This window comes from Shinella sp. OV683 (assembly GCF_057787725.1).
The window spans coordinates 3865441-3878232 of the sequence record NZ_CM173543.1 but is presented as its reverse complement, the minus strand read 5'-3'; the positions used below and the strand labels follow the sequence as shown (position 1 = coordinate 3878232).

12 protein-coding genes are annotated in these 12792 nt (G+C 59.6%); 10 read left to right on the top strand and 2 right to left on the bottom strand.

All coding sequences use genetic code 11. From position 1 onward, the window contains the following. Positions 1–40: 40 nt before the first annotated feature. Positions 41–1051 carry a sensor histidine kinase gene (locus ACXHRN_RS18820; RefSeq protein ID WP_488637831.1) on the top strand — a complete coding sequence of 337 codons (1011 nt, stop codon included), beginning with the start codon at positions 41–43 and terminating at the stop codon, positions 1049–1051. 87 nt (positions 1052–1138) lie between these two features. On the opposite strand, the gene ACXHRN_RS18815 is transcribed toward ACXHRN_RS18820, so the two are convergent. Both ACXHRN_RS18815 and ACXHRN_RS18810 read right to left on the bottom strand, forming a co-directional pair. Further along, positions 1139–1438, bottom strand: coding sequence for a helix-turn-helix domain-containing protein (locus ACXHRN_RS18815; protein WP_488637830.1), 300 nt, complete (start codon positions 1436–1438; stop codon positions 1139–1141). A 35-nt stretch (positions 1439–1473) separates the two neighbouring features. Continuing rightward, positions 1474–1932 carry a YbaK/EbsC family protein gene (locus ACXHRN_RS18810; protein WP_488637829.1) on the bottom strand — a complete coding sequence of 153 codons (459 nt, stop codon included), beginning with the start codon at positions 1930–1932 and terminating at the stop codon, positions 1474–1476. Positions 1933–2253: 321 nt separating this feature from the next. On the opposite strand from ACXHRN_RS18810, the gene ACXHRN_RS18805 reads away from it, so the two are divergent. From ACXHRN_RS18805 to ACXHRN_RS18765, 9 genes are all read left to right on the top strand, one after another. After that, positions 2254–3003 (top strand): FadR/GntR family transcriptional regulator, encoded by a 750-nt coding sequence (locus tag ACXHRN_RS18805; RefSeq protein ID WP_488637828.1) that lies wholly within the window; start codon positions 2254–2256, stop codon positions 3001–3003. 341 nt (positions 3004–3344) lie between these two features. Next, positions 3345–4436: an LLM class flavin-dependent oxidoreductase gene (locus ACXHRN_RS18800; RefSeq protein WP_488637827.1), complete on the top strand. Its 1092-nt coding sequence runs from the start codon at positions 3345–3347 to the stop codon at positions 4434–4436. Positions 4437–4524: 88 nt separating this feature from the next. Next, entirely contained in the window at positions 4525–6129 is a 1605-nt protein-coding gene (locus ACXHRN_RS18795) for an extracellular solute-binding protein (RefSeq protein ID WP_488637826.1), read from the top strand. A 75-nt stretch (positions 6130–6204) separates the two neighbouring features. Continuing rightward, positions 6205–7062 (top strand): carbohydrate ABC transporter permease, encoded by an 858-nt coding sequence (locus ACXHRN_RS18790; RefSeq protein WP_488637825.1) that lies wholly within the window; start codon positions 6205–6207, stop codon positions 7060–7062. Further along, positions 7059–8039 carry a carbohydrate ABC transporter permease gene (locus ACXHRN_RS18785; protein ID WP_488637824.1) on the top strand — a complete coding sequence of 327 codons (981 nt, stop codon included), beginning with the start codon at positions 7059–7061 and terminating at the stop codon, positions 8037–8039. Before ACXHRN_RS18790 ends, ACXHRN_RS18785 begins: the two co-directional genes overlap by 4 nt. A 14-nt stretch (positions 8040–8053) precedes the next feature. Continuing rightward, positions 8054–9178, top strand: a complete 1125-nt coding sequence (locus tag ACXHRN_RS18780) for an ABC transporter ATP-binding protein (protein ID WP_488637823.1) — start codon at positions 8054–8056, stop codon at positions 9176–9178. Beyond that, positions 9165–10247: an ABC transporter ATP-binding protein gene (locus ACXHRN_RS18775; protein ID WP_488637822.1), complete on the top strand. Its 1083-nt coding sequence runs from the start codon at positions 9165–9167 to the stop codon at positions 10245–10247. The genes ACXHRN_RS18780 and ACXHRN_RS18775 overlap by 14 nt, the downstream gene beginning before the upstream one ends. A 20-nt stretch (positions 10248–10267) precedes the next feature. Beyond that, positions 10268–10804 carry a flavin reductase family protein gene (locus ACXHRN_RS18770; protein WP_488637821.1) on the top strand — a complete coding sequence of 179 codons (537 nt, stop codon included), beginning with the start codon at positions 10268–10270 and terminating at the stop codon, positions 10802–10804. 32 nt (positions 10805–10836) lie between these two features. Then, positions 10837–12792 carry an acetoacetate--CoA ligase gene (locus ACXHRN_RS18765; protein WP_488637820.1) on the top strand — a complete coding sequence of 652 codons (1956 nt, stop codon included), beginning with the start codon at positions 10837–10839 and terminating at the stop codon, positions 12790–12792.

Genomic DNA, 12792 nt, shown 5'->3' with positions numbered 1-12792 from the left:
GCAACCTGGCAAAACAGCAGGGGTGGTTTCGAGGTGGGTTGTGGTACAACGATTTCTCTGGCACGCAAAGCATCTGAATGCGGATGCGTTGAACCCGTTTTTCATCAAAGCCCTGCTTGACATGAATGCCAGCCTGATCTTGCAGGACTCCGACGATGCCTATCTATGCGTGACCGGCCTTCCCGACATCTGGAAGGTCCACACCACGGACACCCCCGCCGACCGGACTATTTTTGGCGAAGCGATCGCCGATATGCTCAACAGCGCCAAGTGCCGTGTGCGCCAGACGGGCCAGACCGAAACGATCGAGATATCGCTCGATGAGAACAGGGTGTTCGAGTTTCGCATCGTCGTGTTCCTTGTTGGCGATGACCACCCGCAGATCATCACCATCATCATCGACCGGTCTGAGGAAAGGCGGCGCGAAAAGGTGCTTCAGTCGCTGCTGAGGGATGTCAGCCATCGATCGAAGAACCTGCTTGCCATTATCCAGAGCATCGTCACCCAGACCTCGCAATATACTCACTCCATTGACTCCTATGTCCAAAAGCTGAGGGGGCGGATATTCTCGCTTTCGCGCTCGCAGGATCTGGTAACCGACTCCGGCTGGCGTGGTGCCTTCGTCCAGGATCTGCTCAATCAGCAGGTTTCCGCCTATATGCCCGGCGGGCAGGAACTGGTGGCGTTCGAGGGTGACAACATCCTGCTGTCGCCGAATGTCTCGATGCATCTCGGCCTTGCGTTCCACGAACTGCTGATCAATGCGATCAACTACGGCACGTTCCTTGCGGCCGGCGATACGATCCGTGTTGTCTGTTCGATTTTCGAGCAGAACGACAGCCGCCACATCAGTATGGATTGGGACGAGCCGGTCAATCCCCGCTATCAGACAGTCGCCGTCGAGCAACTGATTCCGGTGAGGCGGCTGGGCACTGCGATCCTGGAGCGTGTCGTGCCGGCTTCGGTCAACGGACGTGCCGAATATTCGATCTCCGGGTTGAATGTGCATTACGGGCTGGTGTTTCCCGCCGAGACGGCGAGCATCAACTGAGACCGCCGATCAGCCAGTCTCGTCTTTCCTATTCGCAAACGTCAGATAAACGGCCGGTTGCGAACTTCGCTCAGGCAAGCTCTGAATTCAGGGAACCTCGTCAAAGCCGGTCGGACCGCCTTCGTTTTCGAGGTTGGAAATACGACGCTGCTCCGAGCCGGTGAATTTCAGCCGCACGCCGATGCCGCCGCCGTTTTCGGGGATGAACAAGGCCCCAAGCGATTCCAGCGCGGCTTCGAGCGCCTTGATGGTCGCCTCGTCGGGTTCCGACAGCTTGTTCTCGAACTCGCGGATGGCGTCTTCACTGATGCCAGAGGTCTCGGAGAGAATGGCACGCGATACGTCGGTCAGGGCGCGCGCAGCACGGCATTGCGAGGCGGTGATCATTTTATCTCTCCATTGCAGTCGAGGCCCGCCACGCTTTATTGGCAGACATCGATCCATTCGGCGCCAGCCAGCGTCGCCAGCCGGCTCGGTGAAATCCGCACTGCGGCGTTGGTGCCACCCGCAGCCGGCACGACCTCATCATAGGCCTGAAGCGAGGTGTCGCAAAACACCTTCATCGGCTTCGGCAGACCAAACGGGCAGACGCCGCCAACCGGATGGCTGGTTTCCATCTCCACCTCGTCGAAGCCGAGCATGCGGGGCTTGGTGGCAAACCGTGCCTTGAATTTCTTGTTGTCCAGCCGCGCCGTACCATTGGCAACCACCAGCACGATCTCGTCGCCGATCCTGACTGCCAGCGTCTTGGCGATCTGTCCGGGTTCGACGCCATGGCCCTGCGCAGCAAGCTCGACCGTCGCGGTGGAGACGTCGAGTTCGATGACTTCAAGATCGGGGGCGTGTTCTGCGAAAAAGGCCTTGACGGATGCGACGCTCATGAAAAATCAATCGGCATGAAAGTTGGCGTTGGAAAATCTATAGCCGCAATTGAGAAATGCGCCAACCGGGAAAGCTGGCACATTTTCTGGAACTGTTCACGGCAGTGGACGGTCAGGCGACAAGGCCAGACGAGGTGTTCTCCGCGAGGCCGCTGCCGGGATGCGACGAGCCACGCAAGAATAGGTCCTGCTCCCATCCTCTATCGAGGACCGGGGGATTTGCAGCGTAACTTTCAATGTATTATCAACTGCACCTATGACGCATTGCGACCAATAGATGCTATTATCATCATGACGAATTCGGGAATCTCAGGCGGTATTATGGAAGTAAAGACGCTTTTCGGCGCAATCGACGCAATGCCGAATTACAAGCGGGTTACACTCGCCATTGAAGAGCAGATCATCAGCGGGAATATCAAGCCGGGAGACGCGTTACCAACGGAACATGTCCTGGCCGAGCAGCTCGGCGTCAATCGTTCGACGTTGCGCGAGGGCTTGAGGGCACTGGAAAATGCCGGTTTCATCAAGCGTGCGGGCGCCAAAAAACTGATCGTCAGCATTCCCGAAAGCTCCGAGATCGCGCAATATACCAGTCGCGCGATGAGCTTGTTCAGCGTCACCTTCGCCGAGCTTTGGGAAATGTTGATCGCGCTCGAACCGCTTTCTGCGCGCTATGCAGCCGAGCGCGCTCCAAAGGAGATTCTCGCCCTGCTTGCAAGAAATGTGCAGCAGACGGAAGAACTGCTGCACGACGATGCTGCAATCATCCGCCTCGATGTCGAGTTCCACAGCCTCGTATCGCAAGCCACCCGGAACCGGGTTCTGGTACTGTCGGAAGAGCCGCTCGGCCTGCTGCTCTATTCTTCGACCAAGCGCCTCTATCGCAGCTCGCCCAAGGCGCGTTACCGGCTGCTCGAAGCGCACCGCAAGATTTATGAGGCGATCGCCAGCGGCGATGCCGAGACGGCCGAAATCTGGATGCGCAAGCATATCGAGGATTTCAAGCGCGGTCATGTGATCGCCGGCTTCGATTTCCATGGGCCGGTGCGGTTGCCCGCCATCGACAACTAAAGCATGTTGCGCAAAAGTGTGCAGCGGTTTTGCGCTTAAAACATGCGTCAAAACCAAGAACTAAAGTGCCACAAGCGAATCCGAAGGATCGCGACGCACTTTAGCGCCGCGCCAAGCGCTTAATCTCCTATCAAATCTTCCCGACATCGGATGCTCAGCCTTGCTTTGGCAGGCGAGGGCGCGACCGCATTTTCGCCTTCAGCGTTGCGACGCGAAAAGTCGTTGTCGGCAGAATTTTCCGTATTGACCCATTGTCGGACAATGGGAATGTGTGATAATGGAATTTCCACGAGTTGAGGAGCTCGCGGAGATTTCAGTAGTCGCATAGGGAGGAACGCGCGATGAACCTTGGCTATTTCATGATGCCTAACCATCCGGAGCATCGGCGCTATGCGGATGCGCACGCGCACAATCTCGATACTTTGGAATTCATCGACGGCATGGGCTACAGCGAGGCTTGGGTCGGCGAGCATTATACTTGCAAGCGCGAGCCGCTTTCCTGCCCTGACATCCTGATTGCCCAGGCTTTCGTCAAGACCAAGCAGATCAGGCTGGGTGCGGGCGCATTCCTGCTGCCATATCATCTGCCGGCGGAACTGGCGCATCGTATCATGTGGCTCGATCACATCTCGGGCGGTCGCTTCATGGTCGGCATCGGCGCAGGTGGCCTGCCAACCGACTGCGACTTGTTTGGCGTCGATGGCGCTGCGGGTGAAAATCGCGACATGATGGTCGAGGCTTTCGATCTGATGGTGAAGTTCTGGACCAGCGACGGTCCGTTCCAGCACGTCGGCACCTACTACAAGGGTGGTCGTCCCAAAGGCATGCCGGAAATGGGTCTTGCCTATCACATGGAGCCGCTCACCAAGCCCTATCCAGATATCGCCATCGCCGGCCTCAGTGCTTCGTCGCCGACACTACGGTTTGCCGGCCTGCGTGGCTTCCTGCCGATGAGCCTGGCCTGGAGCCCTGATTATCTCGTCTCGCATTGGAAGGCTTTCGAGGAGGGCGCGGAAGCTTCCGGCAAGGCTGCCGATCGCTCGCGCTGGCGCATCGGTGTTGAAATGTACGTCGCCGACACCGATGCCGAAGCCCGCAAACGCTGCCTCAACGGCTCGATGGGCGAAAGCTGGAGGAACTACATGCTGCCGCTGCTTGCCAAGCTCGGCGCGATCGGTGCCTGCAAGCACGATCAGTCGGTTCCGGATTCCGATGTCACTGTCGAATATCTTGCCGACCATGTCTGGGCCGTGGGAAGTCCGAAAACGGTTGCCGACAGGCTTGCGCGCCTGCGCGACAAGGTCGGCGATTTCGGCACCCTCCTGCATGTCGGCTATGACCATCTGGAGGAGATGTCGTCGTATCGCGAGTCGCTCACGGCATTGAAAACCGAAGTACTTCCTGAGCTTAACAAAGAAGCGAAGGCTGCCTGACAATCCGCTCGTCGACCGGGAGGAGCATTGCTGGAGGGCGGTGCCGGTCGAGGCTGGTTGTGAACCAACTTAACCACGGGAGGAACTAATGAGTGATTCTAAGAGCATAACCAGCGTGCTGCGGCCAAGCCGGCGCACCTTTATGGCCAGCACCGGCGCGGTCGCGCTTGGCGCCTTCGCGCCGCCAGGACTGTTCAGTGCCCGCAACGCCTATGCCGAGGGCCTCGGCTCCGGCATGACCGGCGGCCCGACCAATTTTGCCGGCTCCGAACTCTACCAATACAATTCCGGCATGTCCGAAGGCCGCGCGATCGACGGTATCAAGGCGCTCAAGGCTGCCGGCAAAGCGCCGGAAAAGCTGACTTTGCTGTTCGTCGCATCCTGCGTGCCGCAGCTCGTTAGCCCGCCGCCCGGTGGCGGCGAATCCGTCAAGGAGACCTGGGAGCGCGAAACGGGCATCAAGCTCGATATCGTCAGCACCGAAGCAGGCGAGATCTGGAAGAAGGTCCTGCAGGACGTCACCACCGGCGACGGCACCTATGACCTCTATACCCATTCATGGAACAATGTTGGCGACCTCGTCAGCTCCAAGGGCGCACTCAACCTCGACGAATATGTCGCGAAGTACCAGCCGGATTGGGGTGACCCGGAGCGCGGCACGCCGACACCGCAAATCCGTGAACTGCTCTACAAATACAACGGCTCGAACTACGTGGCGTCTCTTGATGGGGATTTTGTCTGCTGGCAGTACCGCAAGGACCTGATGACAGACGCGACCCACATGGCAGCATTCAAGTCCAAGTTCGGCTATGACATTCCCGCCCAACCGACCACCTGGGACGAGATCGACAACATTTCCGAATATTTCCACGGCCAGGGCATGGGGCACGCCAACCTGCTTGGACCGTTCTGGGGCCTGTCGAACTTCTATGCCCGCTTCGCCTCGATGAAGGCGCCTAACAACCATTGGCTCGATGAAGACGCCAACCCGACGCTGACGACGCCCGAAGGCATCAAGGCAGCCGAAGCCCACATCAAAAGCGCCCAGTGGACATCAAAGGACAACCTCACCTGGGGTTGGGCCGAGCAGTATGGTGCCATGGCCAATCTCAAGGCCTGCATGGCCATGACCTATTCCAACATGGCCGCCATCAACGACAAGATGAAGGATGGCAAGCCGGCCACGCCGCTGACCGGAAAGCTCTCGGCGTGGAAGCCGGTCGGCAGCAAGGTCGATGGCAAGCTGGTGCGCCGATCGGTCATCTACTTCAACGTCACCGCGTCGATCGCGTCGAAGTCCAAGAACCCGGAAGCCGCCTATCTCTTCCTGCAATATATCAGCTCGACCCGCACCTACGGTCGCCTGTGCGGCAATCCCGTAGGCGGTTGCGATCCGTTCCAGCTGGCCAACCTTGCGGATCCGAATGTCCGCAAGAACGTCAACGAGTACATGATGGAGCCGATCAAGGACACGATCGCCCACGCGGTGCCGTCGATCAACTTTGCTGGCCAGGCAGCGCTCGACAACGCGCTCGACGAGAACCTGCAGGCCGCGTTGACCGGCAAGATGACTGCGGAAGAAGCAATGGTCGCGACCGAGAAAGCCTGGAAGAAGATCATCTCCAAGCGCAAGGACGAGACCGTTGCGGCAATCCGCGCGCAGGCGGCGGCATGGCCGACATCTGTCGAATAGCACGAACAGCAAATGGTGGCCGCGCTCTCCAAGGCGCGGCCCTCTTTCAGTCTATGCAGCCGGAGCGGGTCGCCGATGAAAGTTAGAGATATATTGCGCCATGTGGTGATCGTGCTCGCGATTTTGGTAGCGCTTTTTCCGATCGCCTGGATGGCCAGCATGGCCTTCAAGCCGCCGCTGGAATGGACCAGCGCGGCCGGCACCGTAACATGGCTGCCCAAGGCGCCGACATTGGCAAATTTCGAATACATCTTTACCGGCAAGAGCGAGGCCTATGGCACATCGACCATGATGGAGCGCACGGCGCTGCGTCCGCTCCTGGCCAGCGTACTGGTCTCTTCCGTTGCCACCCTCATCGCCACCGTCGTCGGCTCTCTTGCTGCCTATGGCTTTTCCCGCCACAGATGGGGCAAGAACCTGCCGTTTTCGCTGATACAGCTCAGGATGTTTCCGCCGCTGGCGGTGATGATCCCGATCATGATCATGTGGGCCTATCTCGACCTGATAGACACCTGGTGGGGCCTGGCTCTGATCTACGGGATCGTGACACTGCCCTTCGGATTCTGGCTGATGCTGACTTTTCTCGATGAGGTTCCGGTCGAGCTCGAAGAAGCAGCGATGATCGAGGGCGCGAGCCCCTGGGGCATTTTCTACAAGATCACGCTGCCGCTGGTGAAGCCGGCGATTGCCACCACGGCGCTGTTCGTCTTCATCCTCAACTGGTCGGACTACATCATGGCGCTGCTGCTGACGCGCAAGGAGTGGATCACCATTCCGGTGTTCATGAATGATCTGAACACCGCCCAGACCGGCCAGCTCTACGGCGCCAAGGCTGCGCTCGGCCTCATTGCGATCGTTCCACCATTGATCCTGGGCATCCTGATCCAGAAGCATCTCGTCCGCGGTCTGACATTCGGAGCGCTGAAGCAATGAGCAGCACGAGCACGACCAACACAGTCACCGCCGGCAAGCTCGTCGAGGCGATGGGCAAGAAGAAGAGCGACCAGATCGGCTTGCTCACCACCTTGCCTGCTCAGCTGCTGTTGATCTTCATCATCGTCTTTCCGACCATTGTCACGGTCTATATCAGTCTGACCTGGTGGACGCCGCTTGATGGTATTCCATGGACGGAGGCCTATCAATCCTTTGCCTGGTTCGACAACTACGTCGAGCTTTTCAGTGATCAGAAGCTGATCAATGCGCTGCTGCGCACGCTGTTCATCGTTTGCATCGCCGTTGCTTTCGAGTTCGTGCTCGGCTTCGGACTGGCCTTGCTGTTCGTCGACAAATTCAGGATGCGCCCACTCTATTATACGCTGATCCTCATGCCGATGATGGTCGTCCCGGCCGTCGCGGGCTACATGTTCCTGATGCTGTTCCAGAGCACGGGGCCGATCAACCAGATCGTTTCAGCGGTCATTGGCCATCCCTTCGAGGTGGTCTGGCTCGCCGACGAGAACCTCGCGCTCGTCGCCGTCATCGTCGGCGAGGTCTGGCAGTGGACGCCGATGGTGTTCCTGATCCTTCTCGCTGGCCTGATGTCGGTGCCGGAAGACCAGATCAAGGCCGCCCGTCTTCTCGGCGCCAATACCGGTCAGGTGCTGTGGCGGATCTCGATCCCGCGCATCAAGGCAGTCATGGCAATCGCCATCGGCATCCGCTTCATCGAAGGCCTGAAGCTGTTCGACATCATGTACATCATGACCAAGGGCGGCCCGGGTGTCGCGACTGAAACCCTGTCGCTCTACATCTACAAGCGCACCTATGGCGATCTCGAATGGGCCTATGTCTCGGCGCTGGGTCTGGCGATCGTGCTGACCATGTCGCTGATCGCATTGGGCCTGGTCGCCACGGTCAAGGCGAATAACCGGCGGCGGGCCCTGGGCCTCACGCCAGCCGGCAACGCGTAGGAATTTGCAAGACAATGGCCTCCATTGAACTCATCAATCTCAGCAAGACCTTTGGCGCTGCCACTGCCGTCGACAATCTCACGCTGAATGTTCGCGATAACGAATTCGTGGCGCTGCTTGGGCCTTCCGGCTGCGGCAAGTCGACGACCATGAACATGATCGCCGGCATTGAACATCCGACGTCTGGCGAAATCCGCTTCGACGGACGCGACATCTCTGGTTTGCCCGCCAACAAGCGGGGCATAGGTTTCGTCTTCCAGAACTATGCGATCTTCACCCATCTCAGCGTCAGGGAGAACCTGGCTTTTGCGTTGAGAGTGCGCGGAATTCCGCGCCCGGAGATCAACAGGCGCGTGGCCGACATCGCCGAACTCATGCGGCTGTCCGACAAGCTCGACAGGCCGTCGTCACGACTAAGCGTCAACGAGATGCAGAAGCTGGCGATCGGTCGCTCTGCCATTGCCGAGCCGGCGATCTTCCTGCTCGACGAGCCGCTTTCGAATGTGGATGCCGCATTCCGCGCCTTCATGCGCACGGAGTTGAAGCATCTGCAGCACGCACTCAAGCAGACGATGGTGTACGTCACCCATGACCAGATCGAGGCCATGAGTCTGGCGGACCGGATTGCCGTCATGAACAACGGCGTGCTGCAGCAATTCGGCACGCCCGAGGAAGTCTATAACGCGCCCGCCAATACATTCGTCGCCAATTTCATGGGCAGCCCGAGCATGAACCTCATTCCCGCCTCGGCAGGCGAGGCGAATGGCAACCTGGAGCTCTCCTTCGAGGATGCGGGTACATTGGCGCTCACTGCGGGCGGGGCGCTTGCGGCGCGCCTCCAGTCGTCCCGCATGAAGGGCGTCACCTTCGGCGTCCGGCCCGAGGATGCGGAGCTCGCAAATGTCGACGATCCTCGGCCCGGGCTGGCGCTGCCCGCCACCTTCGTCGAGCCGATCGGGCCGCGCACGACAATTCATTTTGGAGACGGCAGCGTGCGCATGAAGGTCATCACCGAAAAGCGCTTCAGGACGGGGCTTGGCGAGATGCACAAGATCGTCATGCCGGAAGGCAAATGCCATCTTTTCGACCGGCAGAGCGGCTTGGCGCTTCAATCGGGAGCCCAGCATGTCAACGCTTGAGCTTATCGGTGTCACCAAGGCATTCGGCAGCACGATTGCAGTCGATGCCATCGACCTGAAGATTGAAAACAACGAATTCTTCTGCATCTTCGGCCCGCCGAGTTCTGGCAAGAGCACGATTCTGCGGTTGCTGCTGGGGCTCGCGCATGCCGATCAAGGGCAGGTGCTGATCGGCGGCAAGGACGTCACCGACGTGCCCCCGGCGGCCCGCGATCTCGCCATGGTGTTCCAGAATCTCGCGCTCTTTCCGCATCTGACGGCGCGACAGAACATGGAATTCCCGCTCCGGGAGCGTCATGAGCCACAGGCCGTCATCGACGCCCAGATCAAGAATGTCGCCGCAAAGCTGCACATCACTCCGTTGCTCGAGAAGCTGCCGGGTCAGCTGTCCGGCGGCGAGCGCCAGCGGGTCGCCATCGGCCGGGCGCTGGTACGCAAACCGAGCGCCTATTTGATGGACGAACCGATTGCGGCGCTTGATGCACGCTTGCGCGAGGAAATGCGTGTCGAGCTCAAGCGCTTGCAACGTGAGGTCGGCCATACGCTGGTTTATGTGACGCATGACCAGGAAGAGGCGATGTCGATCGCCGACCGGATGGCGATCGTACAGAACGGCCGGATCGCACAGATCGGTTCGCCCGATGAGATCTACAATCAGCCAGCTTCGCGCTATGTGGCAGAACTCGTCGGCTCGCCGCCGATGAATTTCGTCGAAGGCAAGATCATGTCAGGCCTCTTCCGCGCCGACAAGCTCGATCTGGAGGTCAAGCTCGACAATGGCTTGCCGGACCGGGACATCGTCCTCGGCATCCGGCCTGAGGATCTTTCGCTCTCGGACGGCATCGGTGTTCAAGGCGTAAGCTCGAGCTTTGCCGTCTACGAGATGGAGCCGCTCGGCGCCTATTCCATCGTCGACATCATCGCCGGCGACACCATTTTCAAGGCACAGGTGCGCGGCCACGCAAAATTCGAACTCGGCCAGAAAGTGGCGCTGCGCGTCGAGCCAGCACATTGCCACGCGTTCGATCCGGCGAGCGGCGTCAACCTTCTTCGCAAGGTGCCGGCATGATCAATGTTCGGGAGGTAGCGATGGACATGCAAGAACAGCCGAAACCTGCCGCAGTGCTGCAGACCGATTTCAAAAAAGGGATGCGCAGGCTTTCCTCGTCTGTATCGATCATCACCGCAGGCGGTGCTGAAGGCCGCAACGGCATGACCGCGACGGCCGTCTGCTCCGTCAGTGCCGAGCCGCCCATCCTGCTTGTCGGCATCAATCTTGGCGCCAGTATTCACGACCAGATCGTTCGGACCGGCAGCTTCGGCGTCAACATCCTGCGGCCAAAGCATCGCTATCTCGCAGACCGGTTTTCCTCGGGCCTATCGGGGGAGGCCCGCTTCGAGCTGGGGCAATGGTCGCACGGTGCGCTCGGCGTGCCGGTCATGGCCGATGCGCTTGCGAGTTTTGCCTGCGAAGTCATCAACGTAGTCACTGTCGGGACTCATGATATCTTCTTCGGCCAGGTGGTCGGCATCGACGTATCCGAGGGTACGCCGCTTCTTTATGGGGGCGGGCAATATGAGATCTCCCTCGCGGTGACACCGCTCGCCTATCACGCAACACTCTGACAACCCAGTCAACGCCCGAGGTCATCATCGATATGCCAGCCAAGCAGCCATTGTGGACACCCTCCGCCGAACGTGTGCGGTCCACCGCCATGTCGGATTTCATGAGGGTTGCCTGCGGCACGGCGGGCACGACGTTCTCCGACTACGAGGCGTTGCATGCCTGGTCGATCGAGGATCGCGAGTCTTTCTGGTCGCTGGTCTGGGATTACTGCGGCATTCGCGGCGAAAAAGGTGATGTCGTTCTTGTCGATGGCGACCAGATGCCCGGAGCCTCGTTCTTTCCCGGTGCCCAATTGAACTTCGCCGAGAACCTTCTCTGGAAAACCGGGCCCGGTGACGCGATCGTCTTTCGTGGCGAAGACAAAGTCACGCGACGTCTTTCCTGGGATGAATTGCGCACGCTGGTCTCGCGACTCCAGCAGGCTTTTGCTCAAGCCGGTGTCGGCGTCGGTGACCGGGTGGCGGCCATGCTGCCGAATATGCCGGAGGCGATCGCCTGCATGCTGGCAGCCGCTTCGCTCGGTGCGATCTGGTCGTCCTGTTCTCCGGATTTCGGCAAGCAGGGTGTGCTCGACCGCTTTGCGCAGATCGAGCCGAAGCTGTTTATCGCCTGCGACGGCTATCACTACAATGGCGCGACTTTCGAGGTAACCGACAAGGTGGCTGCGATTGCAGCCGAGCTGAAGCCGCAGCAGACGATCCTCGTCTCGTGTGTCGGTGATGCCAGCGCGGTTGCCGCCACTATCCCTGGCGCAATCGGTCTTGATGGATTGATCGCCCCGTTCGCCGCGGCGCCGTTGCGCTTTGAGCGCCTGCCATTTGCCCATCCGCTTTACATCCTGTTCTCGTCGGGCACGACGGGCATTCCCAAATGCATCGTCCATTCGGCCGGCGGCACGCTGATCCAGCACGTCAAGGAACATCGGCTGCATGCCGATATTCATGACGGCGACAAGCTCTTCTACTTCACCACCCTCGGCTGGATGATGTGGAACTGGCTGGCGACAGCGCTCGCGTCGGGTGCGACGATCTTCCTTTACGACGGCTCGCCGACCTATCCCGATGCGAGTGCGCTGTTCGATTATGCCGACGCGGAAGCGATTACCCATTTCGGCACCTCGGCCAAGTTTCTCGATGCCCTGCGCAAGACCAACTGGCGGCCGATCGACAGCCACAGCCTCGCGTCGATCCGGACGATCTTCTCGACCGGCTCGCCGCTATCGTCGCTGTCGTTCGACTATGTCTACGCCGCCGTGAAGAGGGACGTGCATCTCGCCTCCATATCCGGCGGGACCGACATCGTGTCCGGCTTCGTGGTCGGCGTGCCGATAAAACCCGTCTGGAGCGGCGAGATACAGGGTGCCGGTCTCGGCATGGCGATGGATGTCTGGAATGATAGCGGCGTGCCTGTCACGGCGGACAAGGGCGAACTGGTCTGCACCAAGGCATTCCCTTGCATGCCGGTGATGTTCTGGAACGATCCCGGCGGCACCAAGTATCACGACGCCTATTTCGACAACTTCGACAATGTCTGGTGCCACGGAGATTTCGCCGAATGGACCGAACATGGCGGCATGATCATCCACGGCCGCTCCGACACCACGCTCAACCCGGGCGGCGTCAGGATCGGCACGGCCGAGATCTACAGCCAGGTCGAGCAAATCCCTCAGGTCATGGAGGCCGTGTGTATAGGCCAGGCCTGGGATAATGACGTTCGTACGGTGCTGTTCGTCCGGCTCGCTGCGGGCATCGCTCTCGACGACGCGCTTCGCAACACGATCCGTCGAACGATTCGGGACAACCTGTCGCCACGGCATGTGCCGGCCCGCATTGTCGCGGTGGCGGACATTCCGCGCACCAAATCCGGCAAGATCAGCGAGCTCGCCGTGCGCAACATCGTCCACGGGCTTGCGGTCAAGAATCAGGATGCCCTCGCCAATCCGGAAGCTTTGAAACTGTTTGAAGGTCTCGCTGATCTCAGCGCCTGA

What these genes read in the sequence shown, in the direction of transcription:
- ACXHRN_RS18815 (WP_488637830.1), bottom strand. Translation starts at nt 1,438, where the DNA reads ATGATCACCGCCTCGCAATGCCGTGCTGCGCGCGCCCTGACCGACGTA.
- ACXHRN_RS18810 (WP_488637829.1), bottom strand. Translation starts at nt 1,932, where the DNA reads ATGAGCGTCGCATCCGTCAAGGCCTTTTTCGCAGAACACGCCCCCGAT.
- ACXHRN_RS18805 (WP_488637828.1), top strand. Translation starts at nt 2,254, where the DNA reads ATGGAAGTAAAGACGCTTTTCGGCGCAATCGACGCAATGCCGAATTAC.
- ACXHRN_RS18800 (WP_488637827.1), top strand. Translation starts at nt 3,345, where the DNA reads ATGAACCTTGGCTATTTCATGATGCCTAACCATCCGGAGCATCGGCGC.
- ACXHRN_RS18795 (WP_488637826.1), top strand. Translation starts at nt 4,525, where the DNA reads ATGAGTGATTCTAAGAGCATAACCAGCGTGCTGCGGCCAAGCCGGCGC.
- ACXHRN_RS18790 (WP_488637825.1), top strand. Translation starts at nt 6,205, where the DNA reads ATGAAAGTTAGAGATATATTGCGCCATGTGGTGATCGTGCTCGCGATT.
- ACXHRN_RS18785 (WP_488637824.1), top strand. Translation starts at nt 7,059, where the DNA reads ATGAGCAGCACGAGCACGACCAACACAGTCACCGCCGGCAAGCTCGTC.
- ACXHRN_RS18780 (WP_488637823.1), top strand. Translation starts at nt 8,054, where the DNA reads ATGGCCTCCATTGAACTCATCAATCTCAGCAAGACCTTTGGCGCTGCC.
- ACXHRN_RS18775 (WP_488637822.1), top strand. Translation starts at nt 9,165, where the DNA reads ATGTCAACGCTTGAGCTTATCGGTGTCACCAAGGCATTCGGCAGCACG.
- ACXHRN_RS18770 (WP_488637821.1), top strand. Translation starts at nt 10,268, where the DNA reads ATGGACATGCAAGAACAGCCGAAACCTGCCGCAGTGCTGCAGACCGAT.
- ACXHRN_RS18765 (WP_488637820.1), top strand. Translation starts at nt 10,837, where the DNA reads ATGCCAGCCAAGCAGCCATTGTGGACACCCTCCGCCGAACGTGTGCGG.